15 protein-coding genes, 2 tRNA genes and 1 rRNA gene are annotated in these 22761 nt (G+C 66.9%); 6 read left to right on the top strand and 12 right to left on the bottom strand.

Going from position 1 to position 22761, the window contains the following annotated elements:
* Window positions 1-115: 115 nt before the first annotated feature.
* The 9 genes from OCT48_RS04675 to OCT48_RS04635 form a co-directional block, all read right to left on the bottom strand.
* Window positions 116-191 (bottom strand) — tRNA-Ala (locus OCT48_RS04675).
* Between the two features lie 105 nt (window positions 192-296).
* Window positions 297-373, bottom strand: a tRNA-Ile gene (locus OCT48_RS04670).
* A gap of 98 nt (window positions 374-471) precedes the next feature.
* Window positions 472-2009: ribosomal RNA gene (locus OCT48_RS04665) — 16S ribosomal RNA — on the bottom strand.
* A 595-nt stretch (window positions 2010-2604) separates the two neighbouring features.
* Entirely contained in the window at window positions 2605-4089 is a 1485-nt protein-coding gene (prpD, locus tag OCT48_RS04660; protein WP_263591565.1) for a 2-methylcitrate dehydratase, read from the bottom strand.
* 127 nt (window positions 4090-4216) lie between these two features.
* A complete protein-coding gene (gene prpF / locus OCT48_RS04655) occupies window positions 4217-5401 on the bottom strand; it encodes a 2-methylaconitate cis-trans isomerase PrpF (protein ID WP_263591564.1) in 1185 nt (394 codons plus the stop codon).
* Window positions 5402-5410: 9 nt separating this feature from the next.
* The gene (gene acnD / locus OCT48_RS04650) at window positions 5411-8035 is read right to left on the bottom strand and encodes a Fe/S-dependent 2-methylisocitrate dehydratase AcnD (protein WP_263591563.1); all 2625 of its coding nucleotides are present in this window, start codon (window positions 8033-8035) and stop codon (window positions 5411-5413) included.
* 303 nt (window positions 8036-8338) lie between these two features.
* Window positions 8339-9466 (bottom strand): 2-methylcitrate synthase, encoded by a 1128-nt coding sequence (gene prpC / locus OCT48_RS04645; protein WP_263591562.1) that lies wholly within the window; start codon window positions 9464-9466, stop codon window positions 8339-8341.
* A 38-nt stretch (window positions 9467-9504) separates the two neighbouring features.
* Complete coding sequence (gene prpB, locus OCT48_RS04640; protein ID WP_263591561.1) at window positions 9505-10395, bottom strand: methylisocitrate lyase; 891 nt, start codon at window positions 10393-10395, stop codon at window positions 9505-9507.
* 31 nt (window positions 10396-10426) lie between these two features.
* Window positions 10427-11140, bottom strand: a complete 714-nt coding sequence (locus OCT48_RS04635; RefSeq protein WP_263591560.1) for a GntR family transcriptional regulator — start codon at window positions 11138-11140, stop codon at window positions 10427-10429.
* Between the two features lie 238 nt (window positions 11141-11378).
* Here OCT48_RS04635 and pabB point away from each other — a divergent pair, with 238 nt between their 5' ends.
* A complete protein-coding gene (gene pabB, locus OCT48_RS04630) occupies window positions 11379-12731 on the top strand; it encodes an aminodeoxychorismate synthase component I (protein ID WP_263591559.1) in 1353 nt (450 codons plus the stop codon).
* A gap of 218 nt (window positions 12732-12949) precedes the next feature.
* Complete coding sequence (locus OCT48_RS04625) at window positions 12950-13570, top strand: phosphoadenosine phosphosulfate reductase family protein (protein ID WP_263591558.1); 621 nt, start codon at window positions 12950-12952, stop codon at window positions 13568-13570.
* A gap of 77 nt (window positions 13571-13647) precedes the next feature.
* Here the strand turns inward: OCT48_RS04625 and cysB are convergent, their stop codons facing one another.
* Window positions 13648-14619 carry an HTH-type transcriptional regulator CysB gene (cysB, locus tag OCT48_RS04620; RefSeq protein WP_263591557.1) on the bottom strand — a complete coding sequence of 324 codons (972 nt, stop codon included), beginning with the start codon at window positions 14617-14619 and terminating at the stop codon, window positions 13648-13650.
* A 235-nt stretch (window positions 14620-14854) separates the two neighbouring features.
* On the opposite strand from cysB, the gene trxA reads away from it, so the two are divergent.
* Window positions 14855-15178, top strand: coding sequence for a thioredoxin (trxA, locus tag OCT48_RS04615; RefSeq protein ID WP_263591556.1), 324 nt, complete (start codon window positions 14855-14857; stop codon window positions 15176-15178).
* A gap of 69 nt (window positions 15179-15247) precedes the next feature.
* Here the strand turns inward: trxA and OCT48_RS04610 are convergent, their stop codons facing one another.
* A complete protein-coding gene (locus OCT48_RS04610) occupies window positions 15248-16342 on the bottom strand; it encodes an AI-2E family transporter (protein WP_263591555.1) in 1095 nt (364 codons plus the stop codon).
* Window positions 16343-16533: 191 nt separating this feature from the next.
* Between OCT48_RS04610 and OCT48_RS04605 the strand changes: the two genes are divergently transcribed.
* Window positions 16534-17325, top strand: a complete 792-nt coding sequence (locus OCT48_RS04605) for an SIMPL domain-containing protein (RefSeq protein ID WP_263591554.1) — start codon at window positions 16534-16536, stop codon at window positions 17323-17325.
* A 165-nt stretch (window positions 17326-17490) separates the two neighbouring features.
* Here OCT48_RS04605 and serS read toward each other — a convergent pair whose 3' ends face one another.
* Window positions 17491-18768 (bottom strand): serine--tRNA ligase, encoded by a 1278-nt coding sequence (gene serS / locus OCT48_RS04600; protein WP_263591553.1) that lies wholly within the window; start codon window positions 18766-18768, stop codon window positions 17491-17493.
* 176 nt (window positions 18769-18944) lie between these two features.
* Between serS and OCT48_RS04595 the strand changes: the two genes are divergently transcribed.
* Window positions 18945-22244, top strand: a complete 3300-nt coding sequence (locus tag OCT48_RS04595) for an FAD-binding and (Fe-S)-binding domain-containing protein (RefSeq protein WP_263591552.1) — start codon at window positions 18945-18947, stop codon at window positions 22242-22244.
* Window positions 22245-22490: 246 nt separating this feature from the next.
* On the top strand, window positions 22491-22691 hold the full coding sequence (locus tag OCT48_RS04590) for a DUF2905 domain-containing protein (RefSeq protein WP_263591551.1): 201 nt from the start codon (window positions 22491-22493) through the stop codon (window positions 22689-22691).
* Window positions 22692-22761: the final 70 nt, after the last annotated feature.

The following is a 22761-nucleotide window of genomic DNA, read 5'->3' as shown; positions in this document are numbered from 1 at the left end:
TAAAGAGCATTTAAAGCTGGAAGCTTTAAGCTGGAAGCTGTAAGTGAACACCCGTCATCGAGGCGACACATTCAGCGTCTAGCTTAAAACTTCAAGGACTGTCGGGGGTTGAGAGTGGTGGAGCCTAGCGGGATCGAACCGCTGACCTCCTGCGTGCAAGGCAGGCGCTCTCCCAGCTGAGCTAAGGCCCCTCTGACTTCCCGTTGTCTATAGGGAAATTTGTGCAAGACGAGGCGCTTTTCGCCGACGTGTAGCCTGCTACACGAGGTGGAAAGCAACGACGTATTGCGCAAATTTGGTGGGTCTGGGCAGACTTGAACTGCCGACCTCACCCTTATCAGGGGTGCGCTCTAACCAACTGAGCTACAGACCCGGCGACTAACCACTGGGTCCGCGACCCAAACAGTCTTTGCTCTGGCCGATCAGGTAATTCATTGTGGGCACTTGCCGAGTGCCGGCGACGTCGTCGATTAAGGAGGTGATCCAGCCGCAGGTTCCCCTACGGCTACCTTGTTACGACTTCACCCCAGTCATGAACCACACCGTGGTGATCGCCCTCCGAAGTTAGGCTAACCACTTCTGGTGCAGTCCACTCCCATGGTGTGACGGGCGGTGTGTACAAGGCCCGGGAACGTATTCACCGTGACATTCTGATTCACGATTACTAGCGATTCCGACTTCACGGAGTCGAGTTGCAGACTCCGATCCGGACTGAGACCGGCTTTATGGGATTAGCTCCACCTCGCGGCTTTGCAACCCATTGTACCGGCCATTGTAGCACGTGTGTAGCCCTACCCGTAAGGGCCATGATGACTTGACGTCGTCCCCACCTTCCTCCGGTTTGTCACCGGCAGTCTCCCTAGAGTTCCCGACCGAATCGCTGGCAAATAGGGACAAGGGTTGCGCTCGTTACGGGACTTAACCCAACATTTCACAACACGAGCTGACGACAGCCATGCAGCACCTGTCTGTGCGCTCCCGAAGGCACCAAGGTATCTCTACCAAGTTCGCACGATGTCAAGGGTAGGTAAGGTTCTTCGCGTTGCATCGAATTAAACCACATGCTCCACCGCTTGTGCGGGCCCCCGTCAATTCATTTGAGTTTTAACCTTGCGGCCGTACTCCCCAGGCGGTCGACTTATCGCGTTAACTGCGCCACAAAGGTCTCAAGGACCCCAACGGCTAGTCGACATCGTTTACGGCGTGGACTACCAGGGTATCTAATCCTGTTTGCTACCCACGCTTTCGCACCTCAGCGTCAGTGTCAGTCCAGAAGGCCGCCTTCGCCACTGGTATTCCTCCCGATCTCTACGCATTTCACCGCTACACCGGGAATTCTACCTTCCTCTCCTGCACTCTAGCCTGACAGTTCCGGATGCCGTTCCCAGGTTGAGCCCGGGGCTTTCACAACCGGCTTATCACGCCGCCTACGCGCGCTTTACGCCCAGTAATTCCGATTAACGCTCGCACCCTCCGTATTACCGCGGCTGCTGGCACGGAGTTAGCCGGTGCTTCTTCTGTGAGTGATGTCCTTCCTCCGGGGTATTAACCCGAAGGCGTTCTTCCTCACTGAAAGTGCTTTACAACCCGAGGGCCTTCTTCACACACGCGGCATGGCTGGATCAGGCTTTCGCCCATTGTCCAATATTCCCCACTGCTGCCTCCCGTAGGAGTTCGGGCCGTGTCTCAGTCCCGATGTGGCTGATCATCCTCTCAGACCAGCTACGGATCGTCGCCTTGGTGAGCCATTACCTCACCAACCAGCTAATCCGACATAGGCTCATCCGATAGCGCAAGGTCCGAAGAGCCCCTGCTTTCCCCCGTAGGGCGTATGCGGTATTAGCCTGAGTTTCCTCAGGTTATCCCCCACTACCGGGCAGATTCCTATGCATTACTCACCCGTCCGCCGCTCGACGCCTGGAAGCAAGCTTCCATCGTTTCCGCTCGACTTGCATGTGTTAGGCCTGCCGCCAGCGTTCAATCTGAGCCATGATCAAACTCTTCAGTTTCAAAGCTTGATAGTGCATTGAGTGCACCAAACTTGGCTCAAGGTTCAAACGTCTCATTTGACGAGTCGCTTGCCTTGATATTCAGTGACTGGTCACCGACATCTCGACAAGCGCCCACATGAATTACCTGATCGATTGTTAAAGAGCATCTTGCGTTGCCGTGCCGTCTGGCCCGGCGCCCTGCAAGGAAGGCGTATTCTACGTGATCGGCGTTTCGCGTCAAGCCCTTTTCGACGGCTTCCGAGGAAGCGATCCGGGCGACCGAAGCGTCATTCCGTCGTGGAGTGACTGCCGATCGAGTGGTGTGCATTCTACCGTTTCCGGCGAACCTGTCAACCGAGTCTTTTCAAAAACCCTTGAAGAAACAAGCACTTCTGCCACTCATCACCGCCTGCAACGTTGCCCGTCGCCAGCAGCGGATGCGTACTTTACGGATTCTCCGTGGGCGGCGCAAGCCCCTCGCATCAAAAAACTATAGACCAGTCCCTCGCCCCCGACCAAGACCCGTTGGTTATGAGATGAGTAATGTCGAAACGCTTTGGGCATAGTCCGCTCGCCCGGCCACCAAGCGCCCCGCCAGTAGGGCCTCGGGGTTTCAGATAACGAAGAGATCGACGAACCGGTGCACTGCGGTTGCCTCCAGGCGCGCCTGGTCCTTGCACAGCGCGAAGATGGTCTCGCAGCGCGCGCGCGGAAAGCGGGTGGCCAGGTTGTGCCGGAACTTCTCCTCGAGCACCGGGATCCCCTCGTCCCGCCGTCGGCGATGGCCGATCGGGTATTCGACCGCCACCCGGTCGGTGGCGCTGCCGTCCTGGAAGAACACCTGGATGGCGTTGGCGATCGAGCGCTTGTCGGGATCATGGTAGTCCCGGGAATAGCGCTCATCCTCGACGACCTCCATCTTGCCGCGCAGGGCGTCGATCCGCGGATGGGCCGCATGGAAGGCATCCTCGTAATGCTCGGCGGTCAGGCTGCCGAAGATCAGCGGCACTGCGGTCATGTACTGCAGGCAGTGGTCACGGTCGGCCGGATTGGCCAGATCCCCCTCCTTGGAGATGATGCGGATCGCGGACTCGTGGGTGGTCAGCACGATGCGATCGACCTCGTCGAGGCGATCCTTCACCTGCGGGTGCAGGGTCACGGCCGCCTCGCAGGCGGTCTGGGCGTGGAACTCGGCGGGAAAGGAGAGCTTGAACAGCACGTTCTCCATCACGTAGCTGCCGAACGCCCGCTGGAAGGTGAACCGTCGCTCCTCTTCCGGCTTGGTGGCCAGGTCCTTGTTGGTGTGGCTGAAGAGCACATCGTAGAAGCCCCACTGGGGCGCCGATAGCGCGCCGGGGATGCCCATCTCGCCGCGCAGGGCGATGTCGGCCAGTCGCACGCCGCGAGACGTCGCGTCCCCCGCCGCCCAGCTCTTGCGGGAGCCGGCATTGGGCGCGTGGCGATAGGTGCGCAGGCTCTGGCCATCGACCCAGGCATGAGACAGGGCGGAGAGCAGCTGCTCGCGGCCGGCGCCCATCAGCCTGGCGGCCACGGCGGTGGAGGCCACCTTGACCAGCACCACGTGATCGAGACCGACCCGGTTGAAGGAGTTCTCGAGCGCCAGCACACCCTGGATCTCGTGGGCCATGATCATGGCCTCGAGCACCTCGCGCATGGTCAGCGGTACCTCGCCCCGGGCGACACGCTGCTGGGAGAGATGGTCGGCCACGGCGAGGATGGCGCCGAGATTGTCGGAGGGATGCCCCCACTCGGCGGCCAGCCAGGTGTCGTTGTAGTCGAGCCAGCGGACGATGGCCCCGATATCCCAGGCCGCCTTGACCGGGTCCAGGCGGAAGGAGGTGCCCGGCACCCGCGCCCCATGGGGCACGACGGTGCCCTCCACCAGGGGTCCCAGGTGCTTGGTGCACTCGGGGAAGCGCAGCGCCAGCAGGCCACAGCCCAGGGTATCCATCAGGCAGTGGCGAGCGGTGTCCAGGGCCTCGCCGCTGTCGGTCGTGAAGCCGAGAACATAGTCGGCGATCTCCTGTAGCTCGCTGTCGTAGTCCGGTCGCACATTGCGTTCGACAGTTGCACTCATCCACTGGCCTCCTCTCGCGCTGCATCACCCGCGGGAGCCGGACCGCCCGGGGCGATCCCGTCACGGCCTCCCGCCTGCCCTACCGGCAGTATCGGCGCCGGGCGCCCCTGCCGCCAGGCCATGCGCCTCAGCCTGCCACCACCTCCCCGGGCACGCGCACCCAGCCTTCCATCAGCACCCGGGCGCTGCGGCTCATGATCGCCTTGGTGGCGGTCCATTGGCCATCGACCTGGCGGGCCTCGGCACCGACCCGCAGGGTGCCGGAGGGATGACCGAAGCGTACCGCCGTACGCTCGCCACCGCCGGCGGCCAGGTTGACCAGGGTCCCCGGCACGGCCGCGGCCGCACTGATGGCGACGGCCGCCGTACCCATCATGGCGTGGTGCAGCTTGCCCATGGACAGGGCCCGCACCAGCAGGTCCACCTCATCGGCCGCGATCGTCCTGCCGCTGGAGGCCAGGTAGTCGGTCGGCGGGGCGACGAAGGCGACCTTCGGGGTGTGCTGGCGACTGGCGGCCTCGTCGACATGGCCGATCAGCCCCATGCGCACCGCGCCGTGGGCGCGGATCGCCTCGAAGCGGGCCAGCGCCGCGGCGTCGCCGTTGATGGCCTCCTGCAGTTCGGTGCCCGTGTAGCCGATGTCCGCGGCATTGACGAAGATGGTCGGGATGCCGGCGCTGATCAGGGTCGCCGGCAGGGTCCCTATGCCCGGCACCTCGAGCTCGTCGACGATGCGGCCGGTGGGGAACATCGCCCCCTCGCCGTCGGCCGGGTCCATGAACGCGACCGACACCTCCGCCGCGGGGAAGGTCACGCCGTCGAGCTCGAAGTCCCCGGTCTCCTGGACGGCCCCCTCGGTGATGGGCACCCGGCCGATGATGGTCTTGCCGATGTTGGCCTGCCAGATACGCACCTCGGCGATGCCGTTGCGCGGGATGCGCGCGTCATCGACCAGGCCGTTGCTGATGGCGAAGGGCCCCACCGCCGCCGAGAGGTTGCCGCAGTTGCCGCTCCAGTCGACGAAGGGCGTGTCGATGGACACCTGGCCGAACAGGTAATCGACATCGTGGTCGGGGCTGTCGCTTTTCGACAGGATCACCGTCTTGCTGGTGCTCGAGGTGGCCCCGCCCATGCCGTCGATCTGCTTCTGATAGGGATCGGGGCTGCCGATCACCCGCAGCAGCAGGGCATCGCGAACCGGCCCCGGCACGCGGGCGGCCTCGGGCAGGTCCTCCAGGCGAAAGAACACGCCCTTGCTGGTCCCGCCGCGCATGTAGGTGGCCGGCACCTGGATCTGGGGTTGATGGGTCATGTGGCCTCCTCAGGCGACCTCGCTGGATTCGAGAAAGTCCTGGGCGAAGCGCTGCAGCACGCCGCCTGCGGAGTAGATGGAGACCTCCTCGGCGGTATCCAGGCGGCAGATCACCGGCACGCGCTGGGTGTCACCGCTCTTGCGGTGGATCACCAGGGTCAGCGTGGCGCCGGGGTCGGGCGTGCCTACCACGTCATAGGTCTCGGTGCCGTCCAGCTCCAGGGTGTGGCGGGTGGTGCCCGCCTGGAACTGAATGGGCATCACGCCCATGCCGATCAGGTTGGTGCGGTGGATGCGCTCGAAGCCCTCGGCGACGATGGCCTCCACGCCCGCCAGCGCCACGCCCTTGGCTGCCCAGTCCCGCGACGAGCCCTGGCCGTAGTCGGCCCCGGCGATGACGATCAAGGGCTGGCCGCGCTCCATGTAGGTCTCGATGGCCTCCCACATGCGGGTCACTGTGCCTTCCGGCTCGATGCGCGCCAGCGAGCCCTGGATCACCTCGCCCGCCTCGTCCCGCACCATCTCGTTGAACAGCTTGGGGTTGGCCAGGGTGGCCCGCAGGGCGGTGAGATGGTCGCCGCGGTGGGTGGCGTAGGAGTTGAAGTCCTCCTCCGGCAGGCCCATCTTCGCCAGGTACTCGCCGGCGGCGCTGTCGGCCATGATGGCGTTGGACGGTGACAGGTGGTCGGTGGTGATGTTGTCCGGCAGGATCGCCAGCGGTCGCATGCCCTTCAGCGCGCGCTCGGCCGACATGTTGCCTTCCCAGTAGGGCGGGCGACGGATATAGGTGCTCTGCGGGCGCCAGTCGTAGAGCGGACTCTCGGCCCGTTCCGCCGCATCCAGGTCGAACATCGGGATATACACCTGCTGGAACTGCTCCGGCTTGACGTGCTCGGCGACGATGGCATCGATCTCCTCGTCGGAGGGCCACAGGTCCTTGAGCGTCACCGGGTGGCCGTCAGGGTCGGTACCCAGCACGTCCTTCTCGATATCGAAGCGCACGGTACCGGCAATAGCATAGGCCACCACCAGCGGCGGCGAGGCCAGGAAGGCCTGCTTGGCATGGGGATGGATGCGGCCGTCGAAGTTGCGGTTGCCGGAGAGCACCGCGGTGGAATAGAGGTCGCGGTCGATGATCTCCTGCTGGATCGTCGGATCCAGGGCACCGGACATGCCGTTGCAGGTGGTGCAGGCATAGGCCACGATGCCGAAGCCGAGCGCCTCCAGTTCGGGCAGCAAGCCGGCCTCCTCCAGGTAGAGACGCGCCACCTTGGAGCCCGGGGCGAAGGAGGACTTCACCCAGGGCTTGCGCACGAGCCCCAGTGCGTTGGCCTTCTTGGCCAGCAGGCCCGCAGCCACCACGTTGCGCGGGTTGGAGGTGTTGGTGCAGCTGGTGATGGCGGCGATGATCACCGCGCCGTCGGGCATCTTGCCCGCTTGCTCTTCCGCCTGGGCCTTGTCGTAGTCGACGGCGATGCCGCGATCGTGCAGGGCACTGGTGGGCAGGCGGCGGTGCGGGTTGGAGGGACCGGCCAGGTTGCGCTCCACGGTGGAGAGATCGAACTCCAGTACCCGCTCGTACTGGGCGCCGGCCAGGTCGTCGGCCCACAGGCCGGCTTGCTTGGCATAGGTCTCGACCAGTTCCACCTGCTCCGGCTCGCGGCCGGTGATCTTCAGGTAGTCGAGGGTCTGGTCATCAATGTAGAACATCGCCGCCGTCGCCCCGTACTCCGGGGTCATGTTGGAGATGGTGGCCCGGTCACCGATGGTCAGGCTCGCGGCCCCCTCGCCGAAGAACTCGAGATAGGCCCCCACCACCCGCTCGCGACGCAGGAACTCGGTGATCGCCAGCACGATATCGGTGGCGGTGATGCCGGGCCGGCGCTGGCCGCTCAGCCTGACGCCGACGATGTCGGGCAGGCGCATCATCGAGGGGCGCCCCAGCATCACGGTCTCCGCCTCGAGGCCGCCCACGCCGATGGCGATCACTCCCAGGCAGTCGATATGCGGAGTATGGCTGTCGGTGCCCACACAGGTATCCGGGAAGGCCACGCGCTTTCCCGCCTCATCGGGGCGGGCCTGCACCACCGGCGACATCTTCTCCAGGTTGATCTGGTGCATGATGCCGTTGCCGGCGGGGATGACGTCGACATTCTCGAACGCCGTCTTCGTCCACTCGATGAAGTGGAAGCGATCCTCGTTGCGGCGATCCTCCACCGCCCGGTTCTTCTCGAAGGCGTCCTTCTCGAAGCCGGAGTACTCGACCGACAGGGAGTGGTCGACGATCAGTTGGGTCGGCACCACCGGGTTGACCTTGGCCGGGTCGCCGCCGCGCTCGGCGATGGCGTCACGCAGGCCGGCCAGGTCGACCAGCGCCGTCTGGCCGAGGATGTCGTGGCAGACCACTCGGGCCGGATACCAGGGGAAGTCCAGGTCACGCTTGCCGTCGATGATCTGCCTGAGGGCGGCGTCGCGCAGGCCCGGCTCGCAGCGGCGCACCAGTTGTTCGGCCAGCACGCGGGCGGTGTAGGTCAGGGTGTCGTAGGCGCCGGGGCGGAGCGCCTCGACCGCCTCGCGGGTATCGAAGTAGTCCAGCCCGGTGCCGGGCAGGGGCTTGCGGTATTCGGTATTCATGGCGTGGCAACCATCGGGTGGTGAGCGGAGGGAAGTGAAGCGAGGGGCAGCAGGAGCTCCTTTCAGGACTCGGCTGATGAAGCGCGACAAGCCTTCGCGAGGGCGCTGTGGCCCCTTCCCTGGGCGCGACCCTTGCCCTGCGGCGCTTTTGCATCCCGCGCCGCTTGCAGGTCACGGGTTGGCCATCCATGGCCAACCCGTTCGGCGGGAAGAACATTCACTGGATGTTCTTCGTTTTCCGCCTCCCCCCCTGGCAAAGGACCCTCGCTTCGCCTTGTCCCCGGCCCGTCGCGGGCGGAAACGTCAGTCGCGTTGCTCGAGCGGCACCCATTCGCTGTGCTCCGGACCGACGTAGTCGGCGCTCGGACGAATGATGCGGTTGTTCTCGCGCTGCTCGAAGACATGGGCACACCAGCCGGTGACACGCGAGCAGACGAAGATCGGCGTGAACAGCTTGGTGGGAATGTCCATGAAGTGGTAGGCGCTGGCATGGAAGAAGTCGGCGTTGCTGAACAGTTTCTTCTCGCGCCACATCACCGCCTCGACGCGCTCGGAGACCGGATAGAGCACGCTATCGCCGACGTCCTCGGCGAGCCGCTTCGACCAGTGCTTGATGATGGCATTGCGCGGGTCGGAGTCGCGGTAGATGGCGTGCCCGAAGCCCATGATCTTCTCGCGGCGGGAGAGCATGCCGAGGATCTCGCGCTCGGCCTCGTCGGGCGACTGCCAGTTCTCGATCATCGCCATGGCCGCCTCGTTGGCGCCGCCGTGCAGCGGACCGCGCAGGGAACCAATGGCGCCGGTCACGCAGGAGTGCATGTCGGAGAGGGTCGAGGCGCAGACGCGGGCGGTGAAGGTCGAGGCGTTGAACTCGTGCTCGGCATAGAGGATCAGCGAGACGTTCATCACCCGGGCATGCAGCTCGGAGGCCGGCGCATCCCGCAGCAGGTGCAGGAAGTGGCCGCCCACCGAGTCGTCGTCGGTCTCGGTCTCGATACGCACGCCGTCGTGGGTGAAGCGATACCAGTAGCAGATGATCGAGGGCAGCACCGCCAGCAGCCGGTCGGAGACGTCCTGCTGCTCCTCGAAGCTCTGCTCGGTCTCCAGGTTGCCGAGCATGGAGGCACCGGTGCGCATCACGTCCATGGGGTGGGCATCGGCCGGGATCTGCTCGAGCACACTCTTGAGTGCCGGCGGCAGGCCGCGCAGGCCCTTGAGCTTGGTGACATAGGCATCCAGCTCGGCCTGATTGGGCAGCTTGCCCTTGAGCAGCAGGTAGGCCACTTCCTCGAAGCGTGCCTTCTCGGCCAGCTCCTTGATGTCATAGCCGCGGTAGGTCAGGCCGGCGCCGGTCTTGCCCACGGTGCACAGGGCCGTGGAGCCGGCGCTCTGGCCGCGCAGGCCGGTGCTGCTGACGGGGTTATCTGTCATGGTGTGTCTCCTGTTATGTGCTTGTTATGGGTGAGCGCTTACCGGTCGTCACCCTGCTCGGCGAACAGGGCATCGAGCTTGCGCTCGAAGTCGTGGTAGTTGAGGAAGTCGTAGAGCTCGTCGCGGGTCTGCATCAGTTCCACCACGTCGCGCTGGTGACCCTGCTCCTGGATGCTCTGGTAGACCTTCAGTGCCGCCGCGTTCATGGCGCGGAAGGCAGACAGCGGATAGAGCACCATGCGGCAGCCCACCTCGGCCAGTTCGTCCTGGCTGAATAGCGGCGTGGCGCCGAACTCGGTGATGTTGGCCAGGATCGGCGCCTCGAGGCGCTCGCAGAAGGCCCGGTAGTCATCCAGGGTGTGGACGGCCTCGGCGAAGATGGCGTCGGCGCCGGCCTCGAGGCAGGCGTTGGCGCGTTCGATGGCGGCCTCCAGCCCTTCCTTCTGGAAGGCGTCGGTGCGGGCGATCAGGTAGAAGTCCGGGTCGAGGCGCGCATCGGCGGCGGCCTTGACGCGGTCCACCATCTCGCCCTGGGAGACGATCGCCTTGTTGGGGCGATGCCCGCAGCGCTTCTGGGCGACCTGATCCTCCAGGTGCACCGCGGCCACGCCGGCCCGCTGCATCTCCTTGACGGTGCGGGCAATGTTGAAGGCGCCGCCCCAGCCGGTGTCGATGTCCACCAGCAGCGGCACCTCGGTGGCCCCGCAGATGCGGTGGGCGTCCTCGACCACATCGTTCATGGTGGTCATGCCCAGGTCGGGCAGGCCGAAGGAGGCATTGGCCACGCCGCCGCCGGACAGGTAGATGGCCCGATGGCCGACCCGCTCGGCCATCATGGCGGTGTAGGCGTTGATGGTGCCGACGATGGGCAGCGGCCGGTTGGCCTCGAGGGCGGCACGGAAACGGGCGCCGGGCGTGAGTCGGGTCATGGGGTCTCTCCGGTGGGTCGGCGGGGCGTCCTCAGGTGGACGCCTCCTGGTCCTGTTTGAGGGAGGCGGCGTAGCGTTCGACGACATTCTCCCGGGAGGCGCTGACATGGCGACGCATCAGCAGTTCGGCGAGTTCGGCGTCCCCGGCCTCGATGGCATCGACGATGCGATGGTGCTCGACGAAGGCGCGCTGGGGACGGGTACCGCTGGCGCTGAACTGGGTGCGATACAGCCTCACCAGGTAGTAAAGGTCGTCACACAGCATGCCCATCAGCATCTTGTTGTGACTGCCCTGGACGATGCGGTAATGGAAGTCCAGGTCACCCTCGCGCTGGTAATACGCCTCGCCGCGGCACAGGTCGGCCTGACGCTCGTGGACCGCCAGTACCTCCCGCAGACCGTCGATCTCCTCGGCACTCATGTGCTCGGCGGCCAGTCGCGCGGCCATGCTCTCCAGCGCCTCACGCACATCGAACAGTTCGAGCAGTTCCTTCATCGACAGCTTGACCACCCGGGCCCCCACATGGGGCACGCGCTCGATCAGCCGGTGCGCCTCCAGGCGACGCATCGCCTCGCGAAGCGGCCCGCGTGAGATGCCGTAGCTCCGGGACAGGCCCGGTTCGGTGATCTTGCTGCCCGGTGCCAGCTCGCCCCGGACAATGGCATCCTGGAGCTGCTGGAAGACCCGTTCCGCCAGGGTGCGGACCTCGGGGGGGGTGGCAGATTCGGTCAGGGCGTTCGTCATGGCAATTGTCGACAATTAGTGGATTGAGGAAACTGTAGACAGTGCCATCCCTCGGGTCAATATGCCATCCGGCCCGACCCTCTCCCCCTTTGGTTGTAAACAACCAAGCAGTTGCTAGGCAGGCTGTCGACAATAGTCGGACTGCGTTGACCCGGCGTCGGGCCCGCTACCCTGCCACCGGCGACAAACCCCGCCGCGGCGCCTAGAATGTGGCGCCTGTTGAGGGAAGGCGCCATTGATGACATCACCACTCGAGATCACCCCCCTGAGCTATCGGGAAGACCCCCTGGACCTGTTCGCGGCCCTGCGCCATCGCCCGGCGGCCGTGCTGCTCGACAGTGGCCGGCCGGTCGCCCCCGGCGGCCGCTACGACATCCTCTCCAGCGACCCCTTGAGCGTGCTGGACATCGATGGCCGGGGACGGGTCCACGGGGATGCCGCCCTGCCGGACGGCCTCACGCCCTTCGCCGCCCAGCAGGCCCTGCTCGACCGCCTGGGCGGCGAGGTGCCGGACAGCGACCTGCCCTTCCTCGGCGGCCTGATCGGGTTCTGGAGCTATGATCTCGGCCGCTGCCTGGAGCCGGTGCCCGGCCGGGCGACACCGGTCGCCGACCTCCCGGCCAGCCGCGTCGGCCTCTACGACTGGGCCGTGATCCTGGATCACCAGCGCCGCGAGGCCTGGCTGGTGGCGACCGCCGAGCGCCGCGACCAGGTGCTTGGCTGGCTGGCGGCACCGCCCCCGGCGAGCGGGAGCTTCCGCCTGACCGGCGACTTCCTTCCCGAGCTGTCCCGGGAGGACTATCTGGCGCGCTTCGACGCCGTCCAGCGCTATATCCGCGAGGGCGACTGCTATCAGATCAATCTCGCCCAACGCTTCAGCGCTCCCTACCGGGGCGATCTCTGGTCGGCCTACCGTCGCCTGCGCCGGGCCACCCCGACGCCCTTCTCGGGCTTCATCGCCTGGGACGATCACGCCATCCTGTCGCTGTCTCCCGAGCGCTTCCTGCATTGCGCGCGGGGACGGGTCGAGACCCGGCCGATCAAGGGCACCCGCCCCCGCGGCCAATCCCCGGCGGAGGATCGCCGGCTCGCCGAGGCGCTCGCCGCCAGCGTCAAGGATCGCGCCGAGAACGTGATGATCGTCGACCTGCTGCGCAACGACCTGGGCCGGGTGTGCCGCCCCGGCAGCGTGCGGGTCCCGCAGCTGTGCGGCCTGGAGAGCTACGCCAACGTGCATCACCTGGTCAGCGTGGTGACCGGCGAGCTGGACGAGCGCCACTCCCCCCTGGACCTGCTGGCCGCCGCCTTTCCCGGCGGCTCGATCACCGGCGCGCCCAAGGTGCGCGCCATGCAGATCATCGACGAGCTCGAGCCCTCGGCCCGCAGCGCCTACTGCGGCAGCCTCGGCTATGTGGACGTGAGAGGCCACATGGACACCTCCATCGCCATTCGCACCGCCGTGGCCGACCGGGGCCGTCTGCACCTGTGGGGCGGCGGCGGCCTGGTCGCCGATTCCCGGGGGGAGGACGAGTATGCCGAGACCCTGGACAAGATCCGTCACCTGATGGCGGCACTTGGCGACCCGGCCTGACGATCGACCCAGCGGTCGAGGAGAGCGTCGCCCACACGGCACGCCCCCGCAGCGTGATGGATCCGGCATGACAGCTTGCCGGGGGATAAGCCTTCATGGAATAACGAAAGCTGCCTGTTAATACTTAGCGGCATAAACATCCAATCAATCGGTATTGGGGCCGCTCACTCGGGCTCTGCTAGTGTAGCGCCACCGAAACACCTTTCTGGGAGGCGCTCATGGAGCCGCAACTCGACGCCATCAACCGTGACCTGGGCCAGGATCCCGAGGCCCTGATTCGCTGGGCCCTGGAACAGGGCAGCCGGCCGATCTGCACCACCAACTTCCGCCCCTTCGAGGCGGTCATCCTGCACATGGTGGCGCGGCAACGGCCGGACATTCCCATCGTGTGGATGGACCACGGCTACAACACCGAGGCCACCTACCGCTATGCCGACGACCTGGTGAAGCGCCTCGACCTCAACCTGATCAGTTACATCCCGCGCCGCACCCGGGCCCATCGCGAGGCGGTCGACGGTCCCATGCCGGGCATCGACGACCCGCGCCACGCGGCCTTCACCGAGGAAGTGAAGCTCGAGCCCTTCGGCCGGGCGCTGCGCGAAATGGCACCGGACGTCTGGTTCACCGCCCTGCGCGCCGAAGACACCCCGGAACGGGCCCGCATGGACGCCGTCTCTCGCAACGCCGACGGCCTGCTCAAGGTCGCGCCGCTACTGCACTGGAACGCACGCGACCTCTACCAGTACCTGCAGGCCCACGACCTGCCGAACGAGTTCGACTACTTCGATCCCACCAAGGTGGAAGCGAAGCGGGAATGCGGGCTGCATCTCCAGCACTGAGACGCCCCGGAACGCCATCGCCCGTCCTGCTCGGACGGGCGATGGCGTTTTTCGTTGAGGCCAAGGCCGGAGGCGTCTCAGCGGACGGGCAGCTCGATACCCTGGAACAGGCCCTGTTCGTGGCGCGGGCCGGCCGCCAGGGCGGCATCCACCAGGTCCCGCTCCAGGTGATCGGCGAAGCCCTGCAGGAAGTCGTACATGTAGCCGCGCATGAAGGTCCCGCGACGGATGCCGATCTTGGTGGTGGAACTCTCGAAGAGATGGCTGGCGTCCAGGGCCACCAGATCGGTGTCCAGCTCGGGGTCCACGGCCATGTGGGCGACGATCCCCACCCCCATGCCGAGGCGCACATAGGTCTTGATGACATCGGCATCCGCCGCCGTCAGCACCACATTGGGGCTGAAACCGTGGGCCCGGAAGGCGTCGTCGAGCTGGGAGCGACCGGTGAAGCCGAAGACATAGGTCACCAGCGGATACCCGGCCAGGGCCTCCAGGGTGAGGATCGGCATCTCGGCCAGGGGATGCCCCTGGGGGACCAGCACGCAGCGATTCCAGCGATAGCAGGGCAGCAGCACCAGGTCGGTGAACAGCTCCAGGGACTCGGTGGCGATGGCAAAGTCGGCCTGCCCCTCGCTGACCATCTGGGCGATCTGCCGCGGCGTGCCCTGCTGCATGTGCAGCGCCACGTCGGGGTACTTGCGGGTGAACTCGCGAATCACCGGTGGCAGCGCATAGCGCGCCTGGGTATGGGTGGTGGCGATGGACAGGCTGCCGCGCCGCTCGTCACTGTGCTCCTGGGCGACGTGCTTGATGTTCTCGGTGAGCCGCAGTACCTGGCCGGCGAGATCGATGATCGCCTGCCCCGCCGGCGTGACCCGGGTCAGGTGCTTTCCGCTGCGTGCGAAGATCTCGACCCCTAGTTCATCCTCCAGCAGACGAATCTGCTTGGAGATGCCGGGCTGGGAGGTAAAGAGGCTCTGGGCGGTGGCCGAAACATTGAGATTGTGACGCGAGACTTCCCAGATATACCTCAGCTGCTGGAGCTTCATGACCGCTCCCTCCCCCTGGCTGTGGCGGGATTAAAAGACCATTGGGCAATAAGAATATGTTCCATGATTACTTTATAGCATATCATGGACGCTCCCACACACCTCCCGGGCCGGCCGTCGAGGCCGCACGGGGATTTGCCAGCAAGTGGGTCGCCCGCTAACATCGGGCGACCAAGCATGCATTCATGCCTGACCATCCGCGCGATGCAGCGCAACGTAGTAACTGGAGAATCCCATGGCCAATAACGTCGATGTCACCAATGCCAACTTCGAGCAGGAAGTCCTCAACGCCGACACTCCGGTCCTGCTGAAGTTCTGGGCCCCCTGGTGCGGCCCCTGCAAGGTCATGGCACCGGTGGTCGACGAGGTCGCCGAGGAACGCGAAGGCAACCTCAAGATCGTCAGCATCAACGTGGATGACGCCCCGGAAATCGCCGCCGAACAGGGGGTGCGCGGCGTGCCCACCGTGATGCTGTTCAAGTCCGGCGCCAAGGTCGCTTCCCTGGTCGGCGCCCAGTCCAAGTCCCAACTGAGCCAGTTCATCGACCAGAACGCCTGAGTCGACGGAGGCCGATCACGCCCGTCACGCCCCGACCATTGGTCGGGGCGTCGTCGCTGGTGGGCCGGCTCACTCCTCGTTCTCGCGTTCCAGAGGCGGCCTGTCGGCCTTTTCCAGGGGGGCAGTGCCCGGCCCCAGCAGGTGGGCGATCCAGCGCGTCTGGGGATGGCTATCCAGGGCGATCTTGAGCGTCATGGTCAACACCACCGAGAGCAGCATCCCCACCGCGCCGAAGATCCAGCCCCAGACGACCAGCGAGAGAAACGCCACGAAGGTGGACAGGCCCAGGGCCCGTCCCATCACCCGCGGCTCGAGCAGGTTGCCCAGCACGAAGTTGACCCCAAGGTAGGCCCCGGAGAGCACCAGCGCCTTGAACAGGCCGCCATCCGGCGAGACCAGCAGTAGCAGCACCGGGGGAATCGCGGCGATGGCCGAACCGATGTTGGGGATATAGTTCAGGGCGAAGGCCAGCACCGCCCAGAGCAGCGGGAACTCCACCCCGACCAGCTTGCAGGACAGCCAGATCAGGGCCCCGGTGGCCAGGCTGATCAGTGTCTTCACCGCCAGGTAGCGCTTCAGCGTCAGGCTGAACTCGCTGAAGCGGCGCAGGCTGGGGGCGGGATTGGCCAGCGCCCGGGAGACCTTTTCGCGGAAGTTTAGCGTCTCGAACAGCAGGAACATGACCAGCAGGGCCACCACCACGCTCTGCATCATCAGGTTGCCGACCTGGCCGATCAGGGTGGGAATCCAGTTACCGAACTGCTCGGACTGCAGCAGCTCGCCCAGTCGATCGGTATCGATGGCCAGCCCCAGGCCGGCCAGGCTGTCGAGCACGCCGAGGTAGTACTCGTAGAGCTTCTGCTCGATGCCCGGCAGGGCATCGATGAAGGTGCCGAAGCTGTTGACCAGCAGCAGCCCGAGCAGCGACAGCAGGCCGCCGATCACGATCAGGGTCAGCCACACCGACAGGCGCAGGCCCACGCCCAGGCGATGCAGCCAGTGGACCGGGGCGGTGCAGACCACCGCGATGAACAGCGACAGCAGCAGGGGCACCAGCAGGCTGGCGCCGGCTCGCATCCCCGCGACGATGATCACCAGAGCAGCGAGTGCCAGGGTCAGGTTCAAGGGGATGCTGCTCTGGGAATCGTCCTCGGGTCTCGCCATGCCCGCCTGCTCCGCCGGTTCAGGGTGTTATCATGATGCCGCCTGACGGCTCAGGGTACAACGCGACGCCCCTCGGCGGCGGGATGGATCGTGCAACCATTGCACAAGCATCGCTCGCCGTGGCCGGCCGGGGAACCCTGCCGGGCCGCGTCGCTCCAAGCCGACACCTCCATCGCGAAAAGGAAAGCGCCATGCCCCTGTCACGCCTCCGTACCCGCCTGCCCGGCAGCCTGCTCGCCGCCCTGCTCCTCACCGCCCCACCGATGGCGGCCGCCGCCGACGCCCCGCCCCCACCTCGCCTGGACGTCCAGGCCCAGGCCGAGCTCCAGGTGGTGCCGGACCAGGCGACCCTGAGCGCACGACTGTGGGAGCGCACCCCATCCATTGCCCAGCGCGACGATACCCGCACCGACCCCGAGGCCCTGACCGAGGCGCGCCGCCGGCTCGAGGAACGGGCCGCCACCCTGATCCGCACCCTCGAGGCGGCCGGGCTCGAGCGCGAGGCCATCCAGGCCGGCTCGCTGCGGGTCCAGCCCGAGGTCCTGCATGACCGGACCGGCAAGGAGGGCGAACCGACGCCGCTGGTCCGGACCCGCCTCGAGCGCCCCTTCGAGGTCGAGGTCAATGACCTCGAACGCCTGCCGACGATCCTCGACGCCCTCACCGAGGCCGGCGTCAACGCCCTGGATGGCGTGACCTATGACCTCGCCGACCGCGAGGCGGCCACCGACGAGGCCCTGACCAAGGCCCTGCAGCGTGCCCGTCACAAGGCCGGGCTGATGGCCGAGACCCTGGGCGTCGCACTGGGGCCGGTGCGCACGGTGAGCGAGCAGCAGGCCCCGGTGTTCCAGCCACGCATGATGGCCATGAGCGCCGATGCCCGGGAGAGCGGCGGCGCGGCCGAGTACCGTCCCGGCACCCTGACCATCGACGCCGCGGTCAATGTCAGCTGGGAGATCGAAGACGAGAAGAGTGAAGAGTGAAGAGTGAAGAGTGAAGAGTGAAGAGTGAGCCAGCATTTCACTGGCCCTCAACGACACAACCCCACCGGGAGTCCCGGCGGGGTTGTTTTTTCTTTCAGCTTCCAGGCGAAGCGCCGCTCTTTGCTCTTCGAGCGACGCAGCCGCGTCCTTCCGGGCGAAGCCGGGTCAGACGTTAACGGTGTCGACCCCACCCATATAGGGCCGCAGCGCCTCGGGCACGCGGATCGAGCCGTCGGCGTTCTGGTGGTTCTCCATCACCGCGATCAGGCAGCGCCCCACCGCCAGGCCGGAACCGTTCAGCGTGTGCAGCAGTTGGGGCTTCTTCTGCTCCGGATGGCGGAAACGCGCCTGCATGCGCCGCGCCTGGAAGTCCTCGCAGTTGGAGATCGAGGAGATCTCCCGATAGGTCTCCTGGCTCGGCAGCCAGACCTCCAGGTCGTAGGTCTTGGCCGCCCCGAAGCCCATGTCACCGGTACACAGGGTCACCACCCGATAGGGCAGGTCCAGGGCCTGCAGGATCGCCTCGGCGTGGCCGCGCATCTCCTCCAGGGTATCGTAGCTGGTCGCCGGATCGACCAGCTGGACCATCTCGACCTTGTCGAACTGGTGCTGACGGATCATGCCTCGGGTATCCCGGCCATGGGAGCCAGCCTCGCTGCGAAAGCAGGGCGTATGGGCGGTCAGGCGCATCGGCAACGCCTTGAAGTCGAGGATCTCGTCCCGGACGAAGTTGGTCAGCGGCACCTCGGCGGTGGGGATCAGGCGATAGCCGCGCTCGTCCTCCAGCCGGAACAGGTCCTCGCCGAACTTCGGCAACTGACCGGTACCGTACAGCGAGTCGTCGTTCACCATGTAGGGGACGTAGCACTCCTCGTAGCCATGCTCGAGGGTCTGCTTGTCGAGCATGAACTGGGTCAGCGCCCGGTGCAGCCGAGCGACGCTACCGCGCATCACCGCAAAGCGAGCACCGGTCAGCTTGGCGGCCAGATCGAAGTCGAGCTGCCCGGTGAGCGCGCCCAGGTCCACGTGATCCCGGACCGCGAAGTCCGGCCGACGGGGCGTGCCCCAGCGATGCAGCTCGACGTTGTCGTCCTCGCTGTCGCCCTGGGGAACGCTCTCGTGCGGCAGGTTGGGCAGGCCGCTGACCTGCTCGTCCCACTCCGCCTGCACCTCGGCGAGGCGCGCCTTGGCGGCGTCCAGCCGCTCGCCCAGGTCGCTGACCTCGTCGAGCAGGGGCTGGATGTCCTCGCCCGCGGCCTTGGCCTTGCCGATGGCCCTGGAGCGGGTATTGCGCTCGTTCTGCAGGCGTTCGGTCTCGGCCTGTAGCTCCCGGCGCCGGGACTCCAGGGCGGCCAGACGCTCGATATCGAGCACGAAGCCTCGCTTGGCCAGTCGTTGGGCGACCCCGTCGAGGTCGCTGCGCAGCAGTTTGGGATCGAGCATGGAATCCTGTCCGTCGGTATCGGTGAAAGCAGGGCGCTCATTGTAGGCAAAAGCCCGCCCCGGTGCTATGCGTGCCGGCGGCGCCGGGATGCGCCTCATGGCCGTCTCGGGGTACAGTAGGGGCCTCCTTCTCCCCCTGCCCGCCCCACGGCAGCGACAGCGACCGACCCGATACCATGATCGCACGACTGGACACCGCACACGCGCCCCCCCACGGACAAGCCGACGCCCCCTATCTGCGCTTCCTCGAGGCCCTGGCGGACGCCGGCTTCGAGGGCGAGATCGCCCCGGACTACGCCAACCGCACGGTCCTGGCCACCGACAACTCCCTCTACCAGCGCCTGCCCCAGGCGGTGCTCTATCCCCGGGGCGTGGCCGACCTGGAACGGATCGCCCGGCTGGCCGGCCGCGAGGCCTTCCGCCGGGTGGTGCTGGCGCCACGCGGCGGCGGCACCGGCACCAACGGCCAGTCGCTCACCGATGGCCTGGTGGTCGATGTCTCCCGGCACATGACCGCCATCCTCGACATCGACGTCGAGGCGCGTCGGGTGCGCGTCCAGGCCGGGGTGGTCAAGGACCAGCTCAACGCCGCGCTCGAGCCCCACGGGCTGTTCTTCGCCCCGGAGCTCTCCACCTCCAACCGCGCGACCCTCGGCGGCATGATCGCCACCGATGCCAGCGGCCAGGGCAGCTGCGAGTACGGCAAGACCCGCGATCACGTCCTCGAGCTCGACAGCGTGCTGCTCGGCGGCGAGCGCCTGACCACCCGGCCGGTGGACGAGGCCGAGCTCGACGCCCTGTGTGTGCGCGACGACGCCGTGGGCCGGGTGCACCGGGTGGCCCGCGAGATCATCGACCGCGAGCGCGAGCGCATCCGCGAGACCTTCCCGCCGCTCAACCGCTGCCTGACCGGCTACGACCTCGCCCACCTGCGCACCGCGGACGGCAGGTTCGACCTCAACAGCGTGCTGTGCGGCGCCGAGGGGTCGCTGGCCTTGACCAGCGAGGCGGTGCTCAACGTGCTGCCGATCCCGAAACACTCGACCCTGGTCAACGTGCGCTACGCCGGCTTCATGGACGCCCTGCGCGACGCCAAGGCGCTGATGGCGAGCCGTGCGGCGCCGACCTCCATCGAGACGGTGGACGACACGGTGCTGGGCCTGGCCCAGCGGGACTTCGTCTGGGACAGCGTCGCCGAGTTCTTCCCGGAGACCGGCGAGACCCCGACCCACGGCATCAACCTGGTCGAGTTCAACGACGACGACCCCGCGCGCCTGGCCGAGCGGGTCGCCGCCTTCTGCCGTCACCTGGAAGACGACGCCAGCGTCGAACGCCTGGGCGCTACCCAGGCCGTGGGCCGCGAGGCGATCGCCCGGGTCTACGGCATGCGCAAGCGCGCCGTGGGCCTGCTCGGCAACGTCCAGGGCGAGAAGCGCCCGCTGCCCTTCGTCGAGGACACCGCGGTACCGCCGGAACACCTGGCCGACTACATCGCCGAGTTCCGCGCCCTGCTCGACGCCCGCGGCCTGGCCTACGGCATGTTCGGCCACGTCGACGCCGGGGTGCTCCACGTGCGACCGGCGCTGGACATGAAGGACCCGGCCGACGAGCGGATGATCCGCGAGATCTCCGACGCGGTCGCCGCGCTGACGCAGAAGTACGGCGGCCTGCTGTGGGGCGAGCACGGCAAGGGCGTGCGCTCCGAGTACGCCCCGGCCTTCTTCGGCCCGCTCTACCCCAGCCTGCAGCGGCTCAAGGCCGCCTTCGACCCGCATAACCAGCTCAATCCGGGCAAGATCGCGACGCCCTATAGCGCGCCTATCCAGACCCTCTCCGACGAGGGGGCATCGAGGGCAGGTCGCAGCGAAGGTCATTTGCCAGGGATGGCAAATGTAGCGCCCAGGGAGGGGTTCACAGCGCCTTCGCGGAGGCCTGCCCCCGATATAGCCCCATCCACCAGGGTCGGCGCCCTTGGCCCGCCCGACGCCGCCACGGAACAGGCCACCGAGGAACAGCCGGTCAAGTGGGTCGATCCGGGGCTGCTGACCATCGATGGCGTGCCGACCCGCGGCCAGCTCGACCGCCAGATCGACGAGCGGGTCTGGCAGGCCCACGGCGACGCCGTCTACTGCAACGGCAACGGCGCCTGCTACAACTACGACCCGAATGACGCCATGTGCCCGTCCTGGAAGGCCACCCGCGAGCGCGTCCACTCGCCCAAGGGCCGCGCCAGCCTGATGCGCGAATGGCTGCGCCTGCAGGGCCATGCCGGCGTCGACGTGGTCGAGGCGGCCAGGCAGCAGCGGGCCGAGGGCGCCTGGGGGGCCGTCAAGGCCTTCCCCGGGAAACTGAAGAACACCCTGGCCCGGCGCCGCGGCGCGGCCGACTTCTCCCACGAGGTCTACGACGCCATGGCCGGCTGCCTGGCCTGCAAGTCCTGCGCCGGCCAGTGCCCGGTGAAGGTCAACGTGCCGACCTTCCGCTCGCAGTTCCTGGAGGTCTACCACGGCCGCTACCTGCGTCCCGTGCGCGACTACCTGATCGGCGGGCTGGAGTTCATGGTGCCGTATCTCGCTCCCGTGGCGCCGCTCTACAACGCCGCCCTGGGCAGCCGCCTGGTGGATCGCCTGCTGGCCGGGCCCATCGGCATGGTCGACAGCCCCCGGCTGTCCCGGGCCCGCCTCGACAAGCAGCTCGCCGCCTGGGGCGTGGCCCCGGCCACGCCGACCACGCTCGGCCGGCTCAGCGAGGCCCAGAAGGCACGCAGCGTGGTGCTGGTGCAGGACGCCTTCACCAGCTACTTCGAGTCCAAGCTGGTGATGGACGTCGTCGAGCTGCTCGAGCGCCTCGAGGTGCGAGTGTTCGTCGCGCCCTTCGCCCCCAACGGCAAGCCGCTGCACGTCCAGGGCTTCCTCGGCGCCTTCGAGCGCACCGCGGCGAAGCAGGCGAAGCGGCTCGAGACCCTGGCCGCCTTCGGGGTGCCGCTGGTCGGCATCGACCCGGCGATGACCCTGACCTACCGCCAGGAATACGTGAAGGCACTGGGCGAGACGGCCGTGCCCGAGGTCCAACTGCTGCCGGAGTGGCTGGTCGAGCGGGCGCCGGCCCTGGCACCGGCGGGCCTCGACCTCGACGACCCGGGCTATCGGCTGCTCGCCCACTGCACCGAGACGACCAACGCCCCGGGCACGCCCAAGGCCTGGCAGCAAGTATTCGCCGCCTTCGGCCTCGAGCTCGAGGTGCTGGCCACGGGCTGCTGCGGGATGTCCGGCACCTATGGCCACGAGGCGCGCAACCGCGACACCTCGGCGACCATCTACGCCCAGTCCTGGCAGCCGCGGGTGGAGGACCCGAGCAATGCCGACCGCCTGCTGGCCAGCGGCTATTCCTGCCGCAGCCAGGCCCGGCGGCTCTCGGATACCGCCCTGCCCCATCCGCTGCAGGGCCTGCTGGAGGCGATGCGCCGGGCCGGCTGAACAGTTAGACACGGCACACCACAGGGGCGCAGGCGACTGTTCACAGAGGAGGTCCTACGCCAGGGGTGAGGAGCACGGCTCCGAACGGGCTGGCCAGGGATGGCCAGCACCGGCCCTGCAAGCGGAGCCGGACGCGAGAGCGCCGCAGGGCGTCGGTAGCGCCCAGGGAAGGGTTCACAGCGCCTCCTCGATGGTCCGGCATCCCGGGAACGGTCGCCTGAACAGCCCCGGCAAGAAGGAGGCGAGATGTCGAAGCCCCTGATCCTTATCGGCCTGCTGCTGGTCGCCGCCGGAGTCCTCTGGCCCTGGCTCGGCAGGCTGCCCCTCGGGCACCTGCCGGGCGACATCCTGATCCGCCGCGGCAACACCACCATCCACTTCCCCCTCACCACCATGCTGCTGATCAGTGCGGTGCTCTCGCTGATCCTGTGGTGGTGGCAGCGCTGAAATCGGCATGGACATCCTTCATCGCGCCCATGGATTGCATGTGACGGCCGGCGGCGCTAGGCTTCGCGCC

The organism is Halomonas sp. M4R1S46, from assembly GCF_025725685.1.
In the GTDB taxonomy this organism is placed as follows: Bacteria; Pseudomonadota; Gammaproteobacteria; order Pseudomonadales; family Halomonadaceae; genus Halomonas.
The sequence above is the reverse complement of the archived record's forward strand: the minus strand, read 5'-3'. Positions and strand labels throughout refer to the sequence as shown.

What these genes read in the sequence shown, in the direction of transcription:
- OCT48_RS04590 (WP_263591551.1), top strand. Translation starts at nt 22,491, where the DNA reads ATGTCGAAGCCCCTGATCCTTATCGGCCTGCTGCTGGTCGCCGCCGGA.
- trxA (WP_263591556.1), top strand. Translation starts at nt 14,855, where the DNA reads ATGGCCAATAACGTCGATGTCACCAATGCCAACTTCGAGCAGGAAGTC.
- prpC (WP_263591562.1), bottom strand. Translation starts at nt 9,466, where the DNA reads ATGACAGATAACCCCGTCAGCAGCACCGGCCTGCGCGGCCAGAGCGCC.
- OCT48_RS04595 (WP_263591552.1), top strand. Translation starts at nt 18,945, where the DNA reads ATGATCGCACGACTGGACACCGCACACGCGCCCCCCCACGGACAAGCC.
- OCT48_RS04625 (WP_263591558.1), top strand. Translation starts at nt 12,950, where the DNA reads ATGGAGCCGCAACTCGACGCCATCAACCGTGACCTGGGCCAGGATCCC.
- acnD (WP_263591563.1), bottom strand. Translation starts at nt 8,035, where the DNA reads ATGAATACCGAATACCGCAAGCCCCTGCCCGGCACCGGGCTGGACTAC.
- OCT48_RS04605 (WP_263591554.1), top strand. Translation starts at nt 16,534, where the DNA reads ATGCCCCTGTCACGCCTCCGTACCCGCCTGCCCGGCAGCCTGCTCGCC.
- pabB (WP_263591559.1), top strand. Translation starts at nt 11,379, where the DNA reads ATGACATCACCACTCGAGATCACCCCCCTGAGCTATCGGGAAGACCCC.
- cysB (WP_263591557.1), bottom strand. Translation starts at nt 14,619, where the DNA reads ATGAAGCTCCAGCAGCTGAGGTATATCTGGGAAGTCTCGCGTCACAAT.
- OCT48_RS04635 (WP_263591560.1), bottom strand. Translation starts at nt 11,140, where the DNA reads ATGACGAACGCCCTGACCGAATCTGCCACCCCCCCCGAGGTCCGCACC.
- prpF (WP_263591564.1), bottom strand. Translation starts at nt 5,401, where the DNA reads ATGACCCATCAACCCCAGATCCAGGTGCCGGCCACCTACATGCGCGGC.
- prpB (WP_263591561.1), bottom strand. Translation starts at nt 10,395, where the DNA reads ATGACCCGACTCACGCCCGGCGCCCGTTTCCGTGCCGCCCTCGAGGCC.
- OCT48_RS04610 (WP_263591555.1), bottom strand. Translation starts at nt 16,342, where the DNA reads ATGGCGAGACCCGAGGACGATTCCCAGAGCAGCATCCCCTTGAACCTG.
- prpD (WP_263591565.1), bottom strand. Translation starts at nt 4,089, where the DNA reads ATGAGTGCAACTGTCGAACGCAATGTGCGACCGGACTACGACAGCGAG.
- serS (WP_263591553.1), bottom strand. Translation starts at nt 18,768, where the DNA reads ATGCTCGATCCCAAACTGCTGCGCAGCGACCTCGACGGGGTCGCCCAA.